Annotated in this window: 18 protein-coding genes and 1 tRNA gene; 5 read left to right on the forward strand and 14 right to left on the reverse strand. The window is 63.4% G+C overall.

The window, feature by feature from the left end:
- Positions 1 to 119: 119 nt before the first annotated feature.
- Positions 120 to 734, reverse strand: a complete 615-nt coding sequence (locus tag LMT64_RS05485; protein ID WP_126350818.1) for a hypothetical protein — start codon at positions 732 to 734, stop codon at positions 120 to 122.
- Between the two features lie 62 nt (positions 735 to 796).
- Here LMT64_RS05485 and LMT64_RS05490 point away from each other — a divergent pair, with 62 nt between their 5' ends.
- Positions 797 to 1,957: a mechanosensitive ion channel family protein gene (locus LMT64_RS05490; RefSeq protein WP_229253417.1), complete on the forward strand. Its 1,161-nt coding sequence runs from the start codon at positions 797 to 799 to the stop codon at positions 1,955 to 1,957.
- A gap of 100 nt (positions 1,958 to 2,057) precedes the next feature.
- On the opposite strand, the gene LMT64_RS05495 is transcribed toward LMT64_RS05490, so the two are convergent.
- On the reverse strand, positions 2,058 to 3,230 hold the full coding sequence (locus LMT64_RS05495) for a fasciclin domain-containing protein (RefSeq protein ID WP_170165881.1): 1,173 nt from the start codon (positions 3,228 to 3,230) through the stop codon (positions 2,058 to 2,060).
- A gap of 347 nt (positions 3,231 to 3,577) precedes the next feature.
- Here LMT64_RS05495 and LMT64_RS05500 point away from each other — a divergent pair, with 347 nt between their 5' ends.
- The gene (locus LMT64_RS05500) at positions 3,578 to 5,182 is read left to right on the forward strand and encodes a S49 family peptidase (protein WP_126350821.1); all 1,605 of its coding nucleotides are present in this window, start codon (positions 3,578 to 3,580) and stop codon (positions 5,180 to 5,182) included.
- Positions 5,183 to 5,230: 48 nt separating this feature from the next.
- On the opposite strand, the gene LMT64_RS05505 is transcribed toward LMT64_RS05500, so the two are convergent.
- Both LMT64_RS05505 and LMT64_RS05510 read right to left on the reverse strand, forming a co-directional pair.
- A tRNA-Pro gene (locus LMT64_RS05505) sits at positions 5,231 to 5,307 on the reverse strand.
- Positions 5,308 to 5,364: 57 nt separating this feature from the next.
- The gene (locus LMT64_RS05510; protein ID WP_126350822.1) at positions 5,365 to 5,946 is read right to left on the reverse strand and encodes a RecX family transcriptional regulator; all 582 of its coding nucleotides are present in this window, start codon (positions 5,944 to 5,946) and stop codon (positions 5,365 to 5,367) included.
- A 224-nt stretch (positions 5,947 to 6,170) separates the two neighbouring features.
- On the opposite strand from LMT64_RS05510, the gene rpsT reads away from it, so the two are divergent.
- Together rpsT and deoD are read left to right on the forward strand one after the other, a co-directional pair.
- Positions 6,171 to 6,452: a 30S ribosomal protein S20 gene (gene rpsT, locus LMT64_RS05515; protein ID WP_126350823.1), complete on the forward strand. Its 282-nt coding sequence runs from the start codon at positions 6,171 to 6,173 to the stop codon at positions 6,450 to 6,452.
- Positions 6,453 to 6,547: 95 nt separating this feature from the next.
- Positions 6,548 to 7,258: a purine-nucleoside phosphorylase gene (deoD, locus tag LMT64_RS05520; RefSeq protein WP_126350824.1), complete on the forward strand. Its 711-nt coding sequence runs from the start codon at positions 6,548 to 6,550 to the stop codon at positions 7,256 to 7,258.
- A 249-nt stretch (positions 7,259 to 7,507) separates the two neighbouring features.
- Here deoD and LMT64_RS05525 read toward each other — a convergent pair whose 3' ends face one another.
- From LMT64_RS05525 to LMT64_RS05570, 10 genes are all read right to left on the reverse strand, one after another.
- The gene (locus tag LMT64_RS05525; protein ID WP_126350825.1) at positions 7,508 to 7,849 is read right to left on the reverse strand and encodes a DUF4180 domain-containing protein; all 342 of its coding nucleotides are present in this window, start codon (positions 7,847 to 7,849) and stop codon (positions 7,508 to 7,510) included.
- The gene (locus LMT64_RS05530) at positions 7,846 to 9,120 is read right to left on the reverse strand and encodes a transcription antitermination factor NusB (RefSeq protein ID WP_126350826.1); all 1,275 of its coding nucleotides are present in this window, start codon (positions 9,118 to 9,120) and stop codon (positions 7,846 to 7,848) included. Before LMT64_RS05530 ends, LMT64_RS05525 begins: the two co-directional genes overlap by 4 nt.
- Positions 9,092 to 10,369, reverse strand: coding sequence for an MFS transporter (locus LMT64_RS05535; protein ID WP_126350827.1), 1,278 nt, complete (start codon positions 10,367 to 10,369; stop codon positions 9,092 to 9,094). The genes LMT64_RS05530 and LMT64_RS05535 overlap by 29 nt, the downstream gene beginning before the upstream one ends.
- A gap of 151 nt (positions 10,370 to 10,520) precedes the next feature.
- Positions 10,521 to 12,401 (reverse strand): 1-deoxy-D-xylulose-5-phosphate synthase, encoded by a 1,881-nt coding sequence (dxs, locus tag LMT64_RS05540; protein WP_407647830.1) that lies wholly within the window; start codon positions 12,399 to 12,401, stop codon positions 10,521 to 10,523.
- An 11-nt stretch (positions 12,402 to 12,412) separates the two neighbouring features.
- Positions 12,413 to 13,123 carry a hypothetical protein gene (locus LMT64_RS05545; protein WP_126350828.1) on the reverse strand — a complete coding sequence of 237 codons (711 nt, stop codon included), beginning with the start codon at positions 13,121 to 13,123 and terminating at the stop codon, positions 12,413 to 12,415.
- 303 nt (positions 13,124 to 13,426) lie between these two features.
- On the reverse strand, positions 13,427 to 14,110 hold the full coding sequence (locus tag LMT64_RS05550; RefSeq protein ID WP_229253062.1) for a PspA/IM30 family protein: 684 nt from the start codon (positions 14,108 to 14,110) through the stop codon (positions 13,427 to 13,429).
- Positions 14,111 to 14,235: 125 nt separating this feature from the next.
- Positions 14,236 to 15,018 (reverse strand): hypothetical protein, encoded by a 783-nt coding sequence (locus LMT64_RS05555; protein ID WP_126350830.1) that lies wholly within the window; start codon positions 15,016 to 15,018, stop codon positions 14,236 to 14,238.
- A 137-nt stretch (positions 15,019 to 15,155) separates the two neighbouring features.
- On the reverse strand, positions 15,156 to 15,683 hold the full coding sequence (locus LMT64_RS05560; protein ID WP_126350831.1) for a hypothetical protein: 528 nt from the start codon (positions 15,681 to 15,683) through the stop codon (positions 15,156 to 15,158).
- Complete coding sequence (locus LMT64_RS05565; protein ID WP_211334150.1) at positions 15,680 to 16,483, reverse strand: hypothetical protein; 804 nt, start codon at positions 16,481 to 16,483, stop codon at positions 15,680 to 15,682. The genes LMT64_RS05560 and LMT64_RS05565 overlap by 4 nt, the downstream gene beginning before the upstream one ends.
- A complete protein-coding gene (locus LMT64_RS05570) occupies positions 16,480 to 17,436 on the reverse strand; it encodes an Ig domain-containing protein (RefSeq protein ID WP_126350832.1) in 957 nt (318 codons plus the stop codon). Before LMT64_RS05570 ends, LMT64_RS05565 begins: the two co-directional genes overlap by 4 nt.
- A gap of 77 nt (positions 17,437 to 17,513) precedes the next feature.
- On the opposite strand from LMT64_RS05570, the gene LMT64_RS05575 reads away from it, so the two are divergent.
- Complete coding sequence (locus LMT64_RS05575; protein ID WP_126350833.1) at positions 17,514 to 18,536, forward strand: DHH family phosphoesterase; 1,023 nt, start codon at positions 17,514 to 17,516, stop codon at positions 18,534 to 18,536.

Below are 18,536 nucleotides of genomic sequence, written 5' to 3' on the forward strand. Positions count from 1 at the left end.
GAGTAGATAATGGCTGTCACTAGGCCCCATATCCCACTTTCCGGATGACTTCTGGTGATCGGGCCAGCAGAACGCTGGCTGAGGGCCGACCACTCTGCCAGCCCCCACCTCCGCATTCATTACGCCTGAGGTTGTCCCTCCAATTCAGTCAGGCGAGTCTGGATTTCTTGCTGCGCGTACTCGTCTTCGGATTCCCGGAAAAAGGTCAGTGCCCGCGTGAAGTGCTCCTGCGCGGCGTAGCGGTTGTCTTGCTGCAGGGCCAGTTCACCCAAGAAGCGCTCGGCACGGCCCGCCACTTCGGGGTCTTCATGGCGCTCGGCGCGGCGGAGGGCGTCTTGGAGCCAGGCACGCGCCTCTCCCAGTTCGGTCAGGTGCAGATAGCAGATGCCTGTTTCCAGCGCATTGACCGCCCGCTCGTGGGCATTTTCGTCCAGGCCAGCGATCATGTCACGTTCCTGGGCCAGCAGCTCCAGGCCAGCGCGGTACTGCCCGGCCAGCCGCTCGGTGCGGCCCAACTGATGCACGGCGATATGCTCCCAGTCGTCGCCCCGGTGCTGCTCGCGCAGCCGGGCAAACACCTCCCTCGCCTCATCCGGGCGCTCGGTATGGGCGTAGATATAGCCCAGCGCCATCTGCCCGGCGCGGGACACCAGCAGGTCCTCGTCTCGGCGCAGCAGCTCTTCTGCGTCGGCATAGCGGTACTCGTCTATGGCCAACCAAACGTCTTGTAACATGCCCCATCTTACGGCAGGCTGGGCCAGCCCCCTGTCCTATCCGGGCCATAATGCAGGTACTCGTGACCACCGAACCAGACTGGAACAACACGTCATACCTCCTGGGCTGGGACGGCCTGCGCGGAGTTCTGGCCGAGAATTGGCGACTGGCGCTGGCGAGTCTGGAACTGTACGGCCCAGCGCTACTGATTGCCCTGGTGATCGCAGCGGTGTACTGGCTGCTGTATGCCGGGACACGCCGCTTGATGCTGGCCGTGACTCGGCGGACGCTCCAGGATCCAGAGCGCCGCTCTATGGTCCAGCATTTCCTGGACATTCTCCTCAAGCTGACCTTGTTGATGCTGGCGACCATCTCGGTGCTGGCCGTCACGCCTGGCATCACCAACTATGCCGGTCCGGTGCTGCGGGTCTATCTGCTGTTCCTGTTACTGTTGACCGGGTGGAGCGCACTGCGCTTTTTCCTGGACCGCCAGGCCAACCGCTGGAACCTGGATACCAGCCTAACCCTGCTGCTGAACAACGTGGCCCGCATCCTGTGGGTCACCCTGGGCATCTATATGATCTTCGCGCAGTTCGGTATCAATCTTCTGCCGATCCTGGGCGGCCTGGGGGTCGTGGGTCTGGCGGTCGGATTTGCCGCCCAGGACATCCTCGCCAACTTCATCAGTGGCATCACCATGTTGCTGGACCGCCCGTTTCGTATTGGGGACTGGATTCGCACTGCAGACCGTGAGGGCCAGGTCACGGGCCTGACACTGCGGACCACCCGCATCCGTACCCGCGACAACGAATACATTTCCATCCCCAACAAGGAGCTGGCCGGATCGGTGGTCACCAACCTGTCGCAGTGTGGGCCCCTGCGGGTCAGCCTGGTGGTCGGCGTGGCCTATAAGACGGATGTCGAGCGGGCCAGGGCCGTACTCCTGAACGCCATCAGCAATCAGCCCGACATCCTGCACGAGCGCCCGATACAGATTCTGGTTCACGATTTGAGTGCCAGTTCGGTGGATCTCCTGATCCGCTTCTGGGTCTCGCCGGATCACATCAGCACCTATCCGGTCATCACCATGCAGGTTCGTGAACGGGCCAAGGCCGCCTTGCAGGCAGCCGGCATAGAGATTCCTTTTCCGCATCTGCAGCTGCACATTGACAGCGCCGAGGGACTCCGTGAACTGCAAGACCGTTGGCCGTTCCCACCATCTGCCCGGACCCCTGACGCCTAAAGCGGTCACGCTCTTTGGACAAAGCGCACAAAAATAAAATGGCCCCCACATTCGGGGGCCATTATGTAGAAGAGGCGAGAGTAGAAGTGGCGAGAGAGGCTTATTTCTGCTCTTGCAGGTCGGTGGGAATGATGACCTGATCAATGGCAAAGGCCTGGCTGCCACCAGCGGAGATGGCTTCGCCGCTCACCTTCAGGTCGGCGGGCAGGGTTTCGCTGTATACGTTGGTCAGTGGAGCACTGCCAGGGGTATGGAGACCGGGGACCACGTGGTAGCCCAGGATGTAGCCAGCCAGCTCAGCGTCAGCACGGACAGCTTCCAGTACGGCGGGGTCCAGCGCTTCAAAGGCCGCATCGGTGGGCACCAGCAGGGTGTAATCGTCACCCAGGATGGCACTTTGCAGGTCGGCCATTTCCACCAGTTCCAGGAAAGTACCGAAACGTCCTTCGGCTTCCAGGGCGCTCAGGATGGTGTCGCCTTCGGCCAATTCGGCAGTATCGGTTGCCGGAGCGTCAGTGGTAGGAGTGGCAGCTGGCGTCGGCGCAGGCGCCTCGGTGGTGGGAGCAGGAGCCGTCATATCCACCGGAGGGGTCACGGTTGGTTCAGCAACTGCGGGTTCCGTCATGGCAGGTTCCGTGACCATGGGCTGGGTCATGCTGGTGTCGGTAGGAGCAGGAGTGGCGGTATCCTTGGGAGGGGTCACCATGGGCTCGGTGGTGACTGGCGTCGTCATGTCCATGCTGGAAGTGGACATATCCGGAGTCATTTCCATGCTGGAGGGGGTCACGGGAGCCATGCCGTCCGTGCTGACTGCCGCCGAGCTGGACACCGCTACCCCGTTGACCATCAGGCCGCCGGCTGGCGTCCAGGTGGCGCCGGGCAGGCGCGATTGCAGGCTGGCAGGAATGGTCACATCGGTCAGCACTGCGGTGGTCGCAGGCGTGGGACCACTCAGCAGACCCAGGCGGGCCAGAATCTGACGGACGGCCAAGGCGGACTCTGGCAACTTGGCAGGAGCAGCTGTGGTGCTTACAGCCGTCGTGGACATGGTGGTGCTCATATTCGTGCTGCCTGGAGCAGTGCTGGTCTCGGTGCTCTCCAGTTCCACCGTTTCGGTGGCTGTGGTGTCCATGGTGTCTTCGCTGACTTCCCCCATGGGCGCGGACACGGGCACCGGCTCGGTCACAGGAGCGGCGGTCTGAGCAGCGGCAGGGCCGATCAGCACAGCGGCGGTCAGCAGGGTCAGGGCGGTCAGTTGATTAAGCTTGGTCATGTTCTTACCTCTCATTGAATGCGGGCGTGAAGATAGAAAGCCGTACCAGAGACAGACTGGCCGTTGACCAGCCGAAGTGGCAAAGTCTTCGGAACCCATTCAAGGTGCCACTCCGAAACATGAGTAAAGTTACAATCTGATGATGCAGCTGACTGATTTCTTACATAGGAATTCGAACTTCTCCTTCAAAATGAGCAGGGCAACCGCGTCCAACACAGCAAAGCCGCCTGTAAACTGTCGGTGGCATGTTCTCATCTGAGCTCATGGCCGCAGAGTTTCATCTGCCATAAAGCTTTCTCTAAAGTCCGTTCAGGAACTTTCCTCACTCTGGGCACGTACCCTGAACCATGAGCATCAATATTCCCTTTTTACCCCGCTCCAGTGATCTTCCCAAGGGGGTGAGCCGCCCTACCTGGGTGGTCATTGACCTGCGTGGCGACTACCCGGCGCGGCAGCCCCAGCAACCGCTGCGGGCCTTGCTGAGGCGCGACGAAACCCTTGAAGCCCTTCAGCAGCGCCTGGACATCCTGGCCGAAGTGGACTGGCTGCACGGAGTGCTTTTCCGCTTCAGCGATCTGAGGGTTTCGGCCACGGCGGCGCGGTCTATCCGTGACATGCTGGCGCGCCTGGGCGAGAAAAAGCGGGTGGTGGCCTACTTGCCACAGCTCAGCATGACCAGCCTGCTGGCCGCCAGCGGCGCGGGTGAGTTGGTGGCTCCCGACTCGGCAGAAGTGGGCCTGCACGGGTTCGGGCTGGAGCAGCTGTACCTGGGGGATTTCCTGAAGAAAAACGGCATCGGCTTCGAAAACCTCCGCGTTCGCGAGTACAAGTCAGCGCTCACGACCCTTAGCGAAAATCACATGGACGACGCCAACCGCGAGCAGCTCCAGGCCTATTTGGACGCCTGCGAAAACGCCTGGGTGCACGACGTGGCCGAGTCACTCGGTCAGGATGAGGCGCAGGTGCGCGGCTGGATTGAAGGCGGCCTGACCGACGCTCACGAAGCCTTCCAGGCCGGCATCCTGACCAAAGTGGCCTACGAGGATGAACTGATCGGTCCCGCCACCCAGCCGCTGAGCGCCGTGTTGGATTTGCTCCCCACGCCTGCGCCGCGCAAAGCCGGCCGGGTGGCGGTGGTCACCCTGGAAGGCAACATCGTGACCGGGACCAGCAAGAACAATCCCCTGCCGCTGCCGTTCACAGGCGGTCCCAGCGCCGGGTCGGATACGGTCATCGCGGCGCTGCGCCACGCCAAGGAAGACGAGACGACCAAAGCCATCGTGCTGTACGTGAACTCTGGGGGTGGCTCGGCGCTGGCTTCGGACCTGATCTGGCGCGAGGTGCTGACCAGCAAGAAACCAGTGGTGGCCGTGATGGGCAATATGGCTGCGTCGGGCGGATATTACGTACTGGCTGCGGCCGACTGGGTGATGGCCAGCCCATATACCGTGACGGGCAGCATCGGGGTGGTGGCAGGTCGTCCCGTCACCGAAGAATTCAACCGCCGCCACGGTCTGAACCCCGAGCAGCTGGGCCGCGAGGAAGCGCTGATGTACCTGTCCAGCCATCCTTTCACTGACCGTCAGCGCGAGCAGGTCAAGAAAATGATCGCTGGGATCTATGAACGCTTCGTGGACCGGGTGGCGCAGGGAAGGAACCTGAGCCACGAGCAGGTAGATGACCTGGGCCGGGGCCGCATCTGGAGCGGCGCGGACGCCCTGGAACGCGGTTTGGTCGATGAGCTGGGCGACCTGCACACGGCCATAGAACGTGCCAAGGAACTGGCCGGTCTCCCCTACAGCGCTCCAGCGTGGAACGCTGCGCCGAAGACCCGCTGGCCACTGCTGCCGGAATTCGCCCGCGAGGCGAAGGACGCCGCACACGTCAGCCTCTGGCCCTTTGGCCGCGAAACGGTGCTGCTGCTCAGCGAGCACGACGTCAAACTGAGCTGACCCGCCCATGGCAAAGCCCCCACCCTCAGCGGAGGTGGGGGCTGACTCTGGTCGAGGCGAGAGGATTCGAACCTCCGACCCCTTCGTCCCGAACGAAGTGCGCTACCAGGCTGCGCTACGCCTCGAAGGCCGAGTCTGAGTCTAAGGCGCTGGAGCGGGTGGGGTCAAGTCGGCACTGCGCCTCACCCCTCCCTGTCTTTGCGCCCCCAACCACTTCGCCCGAACGAGGATTGCCGCAGGGATGACGCCCGCTGGGGCCGCTGCGGTTCCGGCAACTGATCGGCCACCTCATCCAGCAAGCGGCGAATCAGATCACTGCTGTAGCCGCGCCGGGTCAGCCAGGCGTAGGCGCTGCCTTTCGGATTCTTCTTGCGGGCAAAGCCGCCTAAGCGCCGCGCCAGCCCCTCGCGGGCATCCTGCTCCTCGGCTTCCGGGTCACGCGCCTCCAGCGTCTCCTGGATCAGTTCTTCGTCCAACCCGCGCTGCTTGAGCTTCTGGCGAATTCGGTACTCCCCCACTCCCCGCCGGCGCCCTTCGCTTTCCGCCACCGCCGCGTCATTCTGATAGCCCAACTCGCGCACCCGTTCCAACACATGCTGAATCAGCATTTCCTGATCGCTGCGGCGTTCTAAGCGCTGCCTCAACTCCGCCTCGGTCAGCGCCCGGCGCGACAGGGCTGCAAAAGCGTAGGCCAGCAGCTTTTCACGCGCCTGATCCCAGTCGGGATGCTCCGGAGTTAAGGGGGCGGGGCCTGGCTCGGTCATGCCTTAGCTTAGCGCGGGAGGCTTGCGTAGGCCGGGCCTGGGCGCTACAATTTTCAGGTTGTCTATCCCTCATGGGGTGGAACAGCGCAGCCGAAGCCAAAAGGGTTTTCGCTGCTCCGCGCCGCAGACCAAGCACGCTCGGCGTTCGTGTTTCCACAGGTGACCTACCCGGCACTTGACCTGGAGACCGCCCCGCAATCCACGCGGGAGAAAGAGAGAACACCATGGCACTCCGTCACCCCTCCGCCCAGAAACGTCACCGCCAAAGCCTGAAGCGCCGTGTGCGCAACCGCTCCAAAAAGAGCACCATCAAGACCTTCAGCAAGAAGGCCGTGGCTGCTGTTCAAGAAGGCAGCGCCGACGCCCAGCAGTTGCAGCAGAAAGCCGAGAGCCTGATTGACAAGGCCGCCAAAGGCTCTACCCTGCACAAGAACGCTGCTGCCCGCAAAAAGAGCCGTCTGGCCAAGGCCATCAACAAGCTGAAAGCCGCCGAAGCTCAGGCCTAAGCATCTTTTCAGAATCAAGTGCCCCCACCGTGGGGCATTTTTTTGGCCTTCATCTGTAGGTCTACCCACTGCCAGGCCTCTGCTACCCTGGGGCTATGAGCGTTCACTTGAGTGCCGAAAAAGGCCAGATTGCCGAAACCGTCCTACTGCCGGGTGATCCCCTCCGCGCGCAGTTCATCGCCGAAACCTTTCTGGAAAACCCCGTGCAGCACAACACTGTGCGCGGAATGCTGGGCTTTACCGGAACCTACAAGGGAAAAAAGGTCAGTGTGCAGGGCACCGGCATGGGTATTCCCAGCGCCATGATCTACATCAACGAATTGATTGAGTTCTACGGCTGCAAGAAGCTGATTCGCGTGGGCAGTTGTGGCAGTTACCAAGAAGGCGTACACATCCGTGACCTGGTGCTGGCCCAGGCTGCCTGCACCGATTCCAACATCAACAACCTGCGCTTCGGCACCGCCAACTTTGCCCCGATTGCCGACTTCAGCTTGTTGATGCGCGCCTACCAGATCGCCACCGAGCGCGGCTTTACCACCCACGTGGGCAACATCCTCAGCTCTGATACGTTCTACACCGATGATCCCAAAGAGTACGAGCGCTGGGCGCGGTTCGGCGTACTGGCCGTGGAAATGGAAGCGGCAGGCCTCTACACCCTGGCGGCCAAGTACGGCGTGAAGGCCCTGGGTATCATGACCGTCAGCGACCACCTGATCAGCAAGGAAGAAACCACCGCCGAGGAGCGCCAGCAGACCTTCAACCAGATGATTGAAGTGGCTCTGGATGCCGCGCTGGACGTGGAATAACCCTCCACAAAATGCCTGCGGCAAAGGCAAAGATGCCCTGACCCTCTTAGCGGGTCGGGGATTTTTTATTTCAAGAGCCCAAGTGCCCCGCAGAACCTTGACCTCGCAGGCGTGATTTCACCATGCCCCCAATGCATCGGCCGCAGCATGAGCAGCCATCTGTGCGGGCTGCTTGTGGCCTGCAGCTATAACCTTTATGGCCCAGACGGCACCAGCTCCCCAGCAAAGACATCTACCCTCCCTGAACCGTTAGCCCAGGAGCCAAGTCTCAGCGGACGCTGTGTCAGCAAACAGGCCGAAGGTCCGCCCGCGGCGCGATTCAGCAGCAAAGTCCTGGAAAGGTGAGGACCAGGCAGGCTGATCCGGGTGTACGGCAGCCACCCGCAGGCGGTAGTTGCTCAACTTCTGGGTGAGCACTCCCACCAGTCCACTGGACAGGTCAAAAAATTCAGGGGGCAGCGCTGAACCGGGGAGCAAGAAGCGGTCTATCTGCGTCTCCCAGCTCAGGCTGACCAGGGTCAACACCTCCTGTTCACCCGCCAAGCGAAAGCCAGGATCGGTCACGGTGTATATCGCCGGAGGCTGAATCATGTACGCCGCAAGCGGGCGATGTAAAAGCCATCCAGGCCGTCCAGTGGCACAGTGTAGGCCCCAGCTCCAGCTTCCACCACTGGCAAGCCCAGGTCCGGGAGCGGCTCGGCGCTGAACTCTGGATGGGCGGCCAAGAACGCTGACACCCGATCTGGCCCCTCCTGCGGAAACACCGAACAGACCGAATAGACCAGCAGGCCACCCGGTGCGACCAGCCCTGCAGCATTATCCAACAGCTTGGCTTGCAACTCGGCCAGCTCGGTCACGGCCCCTGGGGTCAGACGCTGCTTGATTTCCGGATGGGCCCGCAGGGTGCCACTCCCGCTGCAGGGAGCATCTAGCAGCACCAGCGGGCGTGGTTCGCGGTCCAGCGGCTGGGTCAAATCATGGGTGATCAGCTCGGCCCTGACCCCCAGCCGCCTGAGGTTGGTTCTGGCCGATTCATGCTTGTGGGCGTGGAGCTCGGCGCTGGTCACTTTTGCCCCAGCTTTGGCCATCAGCGCGGCCTTGACCCCGGCACCACCGGCCAGGTCGTAAATCTTCTGACCTTTCAGCGGCCCCAGTGCCGAGAGGACTGCCACACTGGACGGGTTGACCGGCTGGGCCTGGCCTTCCTGATAGGCGCGGGTGTGGCGCAGCGGGCGGTCCAGGGCTACCCGGTCCACCCCGGCACGCGCCCCTTCAATCACACTCCCCTCAGTTTCGAGCAGGTCTGCGCCCTTATCCCAGACCTTGAGCCAGAGCGGCTGCGGCATGAGCAGATCGGCCATTACAGCTTCTGCCTCGTCGCCATAGACCGCCCGCAGCTGCTCAGCCAGCCAGTCAGGCAGGGCGTAGCGGGCTTCGGGACTGTTTCCTTGCGGCCGTTGTACCCGGCGCAGGACCGCGTTGACCAACCCAGGCGGGGCAAAGCGCATGGAGCGGGCCAACGTCACATACTCACTGACCACGGCGTGATCTGGCGTTTCCAGATACAGTTTTTCGAAGGCCCCGGCCAGCAGCAAGGCCTGCGCCTTGGGAGCCGTTTTGCCGCGTAGCAGGGGTTCCAGCGCCAGCCGCAGTGCTGGCAGGTAACGCAGCGTACCATACACGATGTGGGTCGCCAGTCCTGCATCACGGCCCGCCAATTTCTCGGAGGACAGGGCCCGGTCCAGAGCTGTCGCGGCGTAGCTATCACCGCTCAGCACTTTGTGCAGCGTACGCACCGCCAACGCACGGGCCGGACTGGCCACCACCGGCGCGTTAATGGGCCACCCCGGCCGAAACCACATTATTGGGTACTGGTGGTCGGAACAGCAGCATATAGGCCAGCAAAGCGAACAATAGGCCTCCAGCAAAGTAATAAGGAGCTCCGTGCGAAATCTGCTGATACATCGCCGTGCCCAGCAGCGGCCCCACCATGCGGCCCAGGGCCAGGGCGCTGGAATTCAGCCCAGCCACGGCCCCCTGATCGTCCGGCCCCACACTCAGCGAAAGGGCCGTGGTGAGGCTAGGGCCGAGAATGGCCGTGCCGATCCCAATGACCACCAGGGCCAGCGTGAAGGGCCAGAAATTGCCCGCTTGCGGCAACAGCAACATACCCAGGGCCATGATGACCGTCCCCACCGGAATCAAGCGGGAGAGCGGCACGGTCTTGCCCAGGCGGCGCATGGCTCCACCCTGAATCGCCGCCGACACCAACCCGAAGACGCCCAGCATGATGCCTACTGTCTGAGCGGTGTCGCGCGGACTCAGTTGCATACGGTCGCCCACCAAGAAAGCCACGGTCTGCTCCATGCTGACGCTGGCCAAGGTGTACACCGCGCTGAGAATCAGGAACGTCATCACACCACTTTTCTTCAGCAGCGTTTGACTCCGTGCGCCCGTGCCTTTAGGGGAGGCCTGATCGGCTGGCCGACGCGTCTCGTGCAGCATGAAGTATCCGGCCACGGCTGTCAGCAGCCCTAGGGCGGCACTGAACAGCACTGGAGCCACCAGTCCGAACGTTGCCAGTAAACCGCCCAGCGCCGGACCGAAGACCACACCCAGCCCGAAGGCTGCGCCGATCAGGCCCATGGCCCCGGCCCGCTCGGATTCGCTGCTCAGGTCGGCCATCATGGCCTGTGCGGTAGGCAAGGTGGCACTGGAGAGCATGCCGCCAATCAGGCGTGATCCGATCAGCAGCGCAAACAACAGGGTGCCACCGAGCACGCCCTGCATACCCAGGTGGGCAATGTACCCGAACAGGCCGAACGACAGTGCGAACCCGACCAGACCCATGATCAGTACCGGCTTACGGCCTATGCGCTCTGAGCGTGCCCCCCAGATCGGCGAGAAGATCAGCTGCATCAGCGAATAGGAGGTGGCCAGCCAGCCGGCCTGAATCTCGGTCAGGCCCAGCTCACGGCTGAGGGGGGCGATAATGGGGAACAGCACGCTCAGACCCAGCATGGCGATGAAAATAGTCAGAAAGAGAATGATTTTCGCCTGGGGGTGAGGTGCCTGCTGCTGCGGGGCCTGAGGCGCTGCGGGAACCGTCATGCCGCCGAGTCTAGCACCCACGGGCCGGACACCTGACCGCTCGGTTGGGACTGTCCGGGGTTCGGAGAGATTCCTCTACCCTGCTGAGCAACGCAAGTTTAAACCCTCCCCAGGCCTGAGGCCCGAAGGAAGGTCCACCCTGCATCAGAAGCTACGGGGTTGGCTCCTTCACGTTGTTTCCCGCCGCCATGCCCAGTTCATCCAGAAGCTGCCCGATACCTGCCGCATCCAACCCGGCGCGGGCATAAACACTTTCAGGCTTGGCATGCTCCTGGAACTGGTCGGGAATGCCGATCATCCGCACGGGCACACTCAGGCCCAGTCGGTTCAGCGCCTCCAGCACCGCACTGCCGAAGCCGCCTACCACCGTGTTGTCCTCGGCAGTCACGATCACGCGGGCCGAAGTGGCAATCTGACGCAGCATGAATTCGTCCAGCGGTTTGACAAAGCGGGCGTTCACCACGCCGACTCCGCTACGTCCCTCGGCGGCGGCCAGTGCAGCTTCCAGCGGCTTTCCGGTGGCCAGAATCACCACATCGTCGCCCGTTTTCAGGCGCTCCCAGGTCCCCCACTCGATGTCCGGCCACACCCCACTTTCGACCTGATCGGTGTTGCCCCGTGGGTAGCGGATCGCTACCGGGCCACCCACCCGCGCAGCACCTTTCAGCATAGCCCGCAGCTCGCGGGTATCACGCGGCAGGGCCACCTGCACGTTCGGAATGGACCGCAGAAAACTCAGGTCAAACACGCCGTTATGGGTCGCCCCATCCGCCCCCACGATGCCGCCCCGGTCAATCGCGAAGATGACGTTCAGGTTTTCGATGGCTACGTCGTGTAGCACCTGATCGTAGGCCCGCTGCAAAAAAGTGGAATAGATCGCCACAATGGGTTTCATGCCGCGTAGGGCCATGCCGGCGGCGGTGGTGACGGCCACATCCTCGGCAATCCCCACGTCCAGATAGCGCTGCGGATGGGTCTGGCTGTACCGCACCAGGCCACTGCCTTCGCGCATGGCCGGCGTAATCACGTACACGTCCGGGCCCTCGGCGGCCCACTCGGTCACGGCGTCACCAAAAGCACTGCTCCAGCTGTAGGCGTTGCTGGGCGTGAATTCTCCGGTGGCAGGATCAAACTTGGCTGGGCCGTGCCAGGCGATGGGGTCGTCCTCGGCGTAGCTGAGGCCCTTGCCCTTACGCGTCACCACATGCAAGATGGTTGGGCCATCTAGCTCCTGCAAGTTCTCCATCAGCCAGACCAGTTCGGTGACGTTGTGGCCGTCCACCGGCCCCACGTAACGTACGCCCATCGCTGCAAAAGGGTTGATGCTGGCCGGATCGAAGAAATGCCGGGTGGAGTGCTTGGCACGGCTGACGATTTCAGCGAGTGGCTTGCTGACCGCTTTGACCGCTTTGCGGCCCACATCCTCGCCCTCGCGGATCAGCGGATGCACCTGCAGCCCCCGCATAAAGCGGTTGATGCCGCCTACATTCTCGGAGATGCTCATTTCGTTGTCGTTCAGCACGATCAGCATCCGAGTGTTCAGGTCGCCGATGGTGTTCAGCGCGGCCAGGGCCATGCCGCCGGTGAGCGCTCCGTCTCCAATCACAGCGGCCACCTCGTAATCCTCGCCGCGGGCATCGCGGGCCAGGGCCATACCCAGCGCGTTGGCGAGACTGGTGGAGGCGTGACCTACCGTGATGGCGTCGTGTTCGCTCTCGGTAACCTTGGTAAAGCCGCTCAGGCCGCCTTCTTGCTTGATGGTCGGCATCTGCGAGCGCCGCCCGGTCAGGATCTTGTGGGCATAGGCTTGATGCCCCACATCAAAGAGAATCCGGTCACGCGGGCTGTTCAGGACATAGTGCAGCGCCACAATCAGGTCGGTGGCTCCCAGACTGCTGGCGAGGTGCAGCCCGCCTACCGAGCAGACCCGCACGATTTCCTCACGCAGTTCGGCACTCAGTTGCGGCAGCTGGCTGCGGGAAAGTTTCTTGAGGTCATCAGGGCTATGAATTCCGTCCAGTAAAGGAGTCATGCTCTCAGACATCATGGACGCGTCCCAGCAGGAGCGGGTTCTGTGGACGCCGGGCGCGAGTAGTTCTGTCCGGCCAGCAGCAGGTCCTCATAAGTCCTTACCTCGCCAATATAGGGGGCGAAATACATCTGCTGCACGGCCGGAAAGAGACCGCCCAGGTCATCCGTGACGCGGCGGGTCACCACGAAGACATCGTACTGACCTGCCGGGGTCGTGATCTGGCGGCGGTCCTGCACGTCGTAGCGGTACTGCAAGGTTCCCTGCCCCACCACCGTATTGCGCGCCGAGTCCATCACCGTGACCTGGGTGCTGCCCTGCCACGCTGCACCGACCCGCAGCTGCCCGGAGGGCGGCAACTCCTGCCAGGCCGGTTCCAGGTTGACCAGCACGCCAGGTTTGGTAAAGCCCAGCAACTTCACACCCGACGCGTCAATCTGGCGAAACCAGGTCTGCTCCGCGCCGCGCCCGGTCATGGCGAAGCCACTGACGGTCTGACCCTTGAAAATGGTCGGCCCCAGTGCCCGCAACACATAGGGAGTGCGGTCAATCGCTTCACCCTGCGGCAGATAGGTCCAGGTCAGCCCAGGCTGAGAGGGATAAAAGGACACACTGCTGATGTTGGGCTGCGCACGCAGCTCAGGAACAGGCGCAGTCTGGGCAGGGGCGCACGACGCCAGGACACCGCCCAGCAACAGGCCGACAACACAGGGGGCAAGCTTCATAAGCCCTAGCGTAAAACATTCTGCGCCCGCCAACCGTGCAGACAGGTCAGTCGGGGCTTATCGAGGCTACCTCGGAAAAACGCGGAGGTGGGCGTACCTCCGTGGGCTGTATGCGAGCAGAACAAGTGGACATAGACTGGCTCGGACCTCACACCCATGTTCCGGATGACTTCTAGAGGGCCGCCCACAGCGCGTCACCACAGCGCGTCAGATGAGTCGGCGACTGTAGGCAGGCCAGGATTGAAAAAAGACACCGCCCGTGGAGGACCGTGTCTTTAAGAATTTGGCGCTTAGGAAAGGCGATCAGCCCTGCTGGCCTTCGCCGCCCTGACCCACTTTACGCTTCAGTGCTTCCATGGCTTCATCCAGCTCGCGGTCACGGCCCAGATTGGCCAGTTGCGCGTCAATGTCATTTTCGGTACGCAGTTCGGTCATGGCCTGGTTCTGGTCTTCCATGCCTTGCACACGGCGCTCCATATCTTCGAAAGCTTCCATGGCTCCGCCCGCCTGATCGAAGCCACTCATGCGCTCCAGGGTCGCGCCAGCCTGAGCGGTCTTCTGACGAGCGGCCAGCAGGCTCTTCTTGGACTCCATCTCGTCGATCTTGGCTTCCAGGGCGCGCAGCTGGGTCTTGAGCTTATCCACCACCGCGGTCTGGCTGTCGGCCTGCTCACGGAAACCAGCCGAGAGGTCCCTGTGGTTCTGCGAACGGCGCAGGGCTTCACGCGCCAGTTCCTCGTTGCCGCCGCGCAGGGCTTCTTCGGCCTTCCTGTTGTACTCCTCGGCCAGCGTGTCGTTGGTCTTGGCTTCACGGTCCAGCTTGGTGCTCTGGCTCATGGCTTCGGCCACTTCGCGGCGGGCGTCGGTATAGGCGGCGCGCATGTCCCGCAGGCTCTGTTCAATAATCAGGCCGGGATCCTCGGCCTGCGAAATCATGTCGTTTACATTGGCACGGATCAGTCGGCTCAGTCGGTCAAAGATGCTCATGGTAAATCCTCCTTGTACCTACTATTACGTACCCCCAGGGCGGCAAGTTTCAGTCCAAAGGTGGGCACAAGTCAGCCTAAAGGGTGGCTGAACACAGACCTCATCCAGCCTTCCTATCTGGCTGGCTAGGGCTGAGCCGCCCCGCGCCGCTGAGGCGTCACGCCAACGCTGGTGCGCCCGCAGGTCACCGTCAGTGCGCCGTCAGTGGGAGTCAGGACACAGCCCATTTCACGCAGCAGTTCGGCAGGGATCAGGAGCTGACTCCCCTCTTGGAGCAGCGCCGCAGCCAAGGTGCCAGAGCGGCGGCCCTGCGACCAGTCCCGGCCCCCCGCCCGCACCAGCGCGGTCTCCCCCCGGCTGGGGGTCAAGCGGTGGCCCCCATCAGCCAAGCGCTCGATGCGGACCAGTCCAAGCAGATCGGCGGGTGTGACATAAAGGTGACCGTCGCGGGCGGCTGAGGGCATTTCAAGCCAGGTGGGACTGAGGGTCAGCAACTGGTCTCCCCCACCCAGGTCCAGCAGCTGCAAGCCTGCCGCCTGGCCGTCCAGCGTGAGCGCCAGGCGGGAAAGTGATCCGGCAGTCTGCCAGGGACCATTCGCCCGTTGACCCACCTGGGAGAGCAAGCGGGTCTGTAGATCCGCCGTTTCACCGCGCAGAACCAAGCAGACGGCCTCGGGAGCCACTTGCAGGGAAGCGGGGCAGCGGGTCAGTCGGCCAGACACCACACGGCTCAGTTCGATGGCCAGGCGACTGAGGGCGGAGCTGGGTAAGGTCGCGGCCTGAGCCGCTGGGGCAACGGCTGAAGCTGTTCCCACCTGTGCACTTGCTGCTGGTCCCAGTGATGCCAGCAACGCACCCAGCAGCGCAGACACGGTCCGGCAACTCGCCAGCCAATTCCGTTTGTTCATGTCCGCCAGTGTAAGTGATGGACTGCAGGTGGAACCTGACTGGAGGTCATCCCAGGTCCAGCTTTAGGGATACATCAAAAATCAAGTCGGGCCACAACTTGAGCGCCCGACCTAATCCATTTGCGTGAAGCTACGCCTTACGGGAGACGGTACTGCTTGGAAAACAGCTCCACATCGGCCATGTCCACCATGCTGTCTCCGTTCAGATCACCACGCCCAGTGCCCCCCAGGTTATTCATCAGGAGGGCCAGGTCTGTCAGGTCCACGGTGCCGTCCGCATTCAAGTCCGCGCCACTAAAGCGCAGCCGGGCCGCTTCGGGAGTCCAGGCTTCCAGCTGGAACTCCTGGGCCAGCGCCTGCTGGACGGCGGCATTCAGCGGCAAAGGTCCGTTCGGGTTGATCTCGATCCGGCGCTGGGCCCCCTGGCCCACAGTGCGGGCCACCACGTCCGGGTTGAACGGCACGCCACTGTCACTGTCGACCGTCATGACCGGGCCGCCATCGGTGACCAGCCGTAGGGGCAGGTTGGCAGTAGAGAGCCCGGCCAAAGCCTGCTGCACCGCCTGAGTGAGCGCCTGACCCTGGGGACGCAGCCGCAGGTCAGCCGCACTGGCCGACCCCAGCATCATCAGCGCAGCCGCACCCAAGAGCATCACCCGTGTCATGGTGTACCCCCACGGGCGGCCAGAAGCAGAGCGCGGAACTCATCCACACTGACCTGACGGTCCTGGGGAGAGGCCGGCGTCACGGCCTGGGCCGGTGACGCGGCGGGCGGAGTGTTGGAAGCGGGGAGCGTGTCCTGCGGCGCTGTGCTGGGTAGACCCGGCGGCAAGGTAGGACCGCCCTCGGCAGGCGGCACAGGCGGTGCGTCTGGAGCGTCGTCGGCGGGCGGTGGAGCAATCTCAGGGTCACCGGGCAGGGCGGGCGCTGGGCGCTCAGCTCCTGTAGCCGCGTCCAGGTCGGCAGGCGGCGTGGTCAATTCAGCAACTGGGGGCTGGGCGACAGGCAGGAACCCCGCAGCCGAAGCAGCCGCACCAGACGTTCCAATTGGGGCGGACTCAGGCAGGGTCACGCGGCCACCCACCACCGGATAATAGCCCTGGTTGTAGCCGACCAGCGGACTGTCCATCCGGCCTGTATAGAGCAGGAAAAAGGCGTCCTGCCCAGTGCGCCACTCGGGCAGATCGCGCGCATCAGCCCAGACGTACAGCACAGTCTGACTGCCCTGCTGGGGCAGGTCGGACACATCACCCACCACCGTTTCGGTAATGGTCAGTGGGTAGACCCGCCACGACGTCTGGCCGTCTTCACCAGTTTGGGGAGCGCCCAGTACCCCGCGCACAATCACCTCGGCACGGCTGGCCTGCTGATTGAGCGTCAGCACTGGGGCCACCACAGCCTGTGCCCCACCAAGGCTGCCGACCGCGAGGGCCAGTGCCGCCAGCCAGCTGCGGGCGCGGGTCATGGCGTCACCGCCGGAGGAGTAGGCCAGCCGGGATTGGTCGGGCGCGGGAAAGGGATGGTGGGTGCAGCCTCGCCGGGGACGGGATCGCCCGACACTGGGGCATTGGCAGCCGCTTCGGCGTCATCCGGGGCACGGGTCTGGGAAGCGGGCGGCGCAGGAAAACCGGCGGGAGCCGTCTGCCCGGCCCCACCCTGCTGCGGCTGGGCCGCAGGAGTGGCCGGGGTGGCCTGCGGGGTCAGGTCTTTGCCCTGGCCGTCCAGCACCCGGAAACTGAACTTCTGAGCGCTCAGGGTCATGGGGGTACTCGGCGTGAGGTGAATCAGCGCCACCCGCTCGTCACGGGTAGGCACCTGGCGGAAGCCCAGATCTACAGTGAGCAGCTGACCGGTCTGCTTCCAGACCACCAGACCGCTGGAAGGTCCGCCCTGCACCTGGGTCACACTGGCCCCAGCTGGGAGTTCCCAGGTCACCCGGGCCGCACGGGCCGTGCGGGGCGCAGCGATATTCAGCGGAATCCGGGTGGCTCCGCGAATCTCTGTCCGTGGCAATTCAGGCGTGATCTTGAGCGGCGGCAGGTCCCCGACATTCAGCGTGTACTGCTGCACCTTGCTGCTCAGGTTGGCGTCGGTGGCCTCCAGCGTGAAGGTGTAGTTGCCTTTCTCGGTGGGCGTGCCGCTCAGACGCTGACTGCTGACCCTAAGACCTTCAGGCAGCTCACCGCTGACGACCCGCAGACCGTAAGGCCCGGTGCCACCGCGCAGGTCCAGGGCCTGCTCGTAGGTTTCGCCCTGATAGGCCACCGGCAAAGTGGTCTGGCCGAAGGTGAGGGGATCACGGTACACGCGCCCCCCAGAAGTCGTCTCGCCGCACGCGACCAGCAGCGCGGCAGGGAGCAGTCCCAGCGCCAGCGCAGCGGGCATCCGGCGGCCCGGCGAAAGGTTCAGGCTTGGCATGTCGCCCAGTGTAGCGGTCCGACATGAGGGCTTGGCGCTACCCCGCTCACCCCTCAGGCTCTCTATACTGCCCGCATATGACTCAGACGATCAACAGCGGCCTGGACGACTATCCCGCGCAGGTAAGCGCCGTGGCACAGGCCCTGCTGGCCCATGACGGCCCCACCGTGGTGCTGGCCCATGAGAATCCGGACGGCGACGCCGTGGGCAGTGTCCTGGGCCTGACCCGCGCCCTGCGTGAGCTGGGCCGTGAAGTGTATGCACCCATGCCTTTGCCACGTTACCTGCAGTTCCTACCCGAAGACGGCGAACTGGAAGGCCCTTTAGAGACGTGGCCAGAAGGCGCACTGGCCGCCGTGCTGGACGTGGACAACAACGATTTCAGCCGGGTGGGTGGGGCCGACATGGCAGCGTTCAGCGGCCCGGTGGTGAACATCGACCACCACGGCACCAACCTGCGCCGCGCCGACGCCCTGCTGGTAGACCCTTCGCAGCCTGCCACTGCCATGATGCTGGTAGACGTGCTGGACGCCCTGAATGTGCCACTCACCGAGGCACTGGCCACGCCGCTCTTGCTGGGTATGATCACCGATACCGGATCGTTTCAGTTCTCGAACACCACGCCGCAGACCCTACGCACGGCGGCCCGTCTGCTGGAAGCGGGGGCGCGCCTGAACTGGCTGAACGAGCAGCGCCTGCAAAATCCGCCCACCTATTACACCCTGCTGCGCGAAGTGCTGAACAGCATGGAATTTCAGCATGACGGTCAGGTGGTGCTGGCCCGCGTGAATGAGGCCATGCTGGAGCGGGCCGGGGGCAACTGGGAAGACGTGGACCCTTATGTCAACATGCTGCGTAATGCAGAAGGCGGCAAACTGGCCGTGCTGATCAAAGACTTTGGAGACAAGGTGAAGTTCTCGCTGCGCTCGCGTGGCGGAGTCAGCGCCCAAAACATTGCCGTGGCGCTGGGTGGCGGCGGACATGTCCCGGCAGCCGGGGCCACTGTCGAAGCGCCCTATGCTGAGGCTAGAGAGCTGCTGGACCAAGCCGTGATTGCCGAGTTGGCGCGGGCACAGACACCGCCCCAACCGCAAGAATGA

Source organism: Deinococcus radiophilus, from assembly GCF_020889625.1.
Classification (GTDB): Bacteria; Deinococcota; Deinococci; order Deinococcales; family Deinococcaceae; genus Deinococcus; species Deinococcus radiophilus.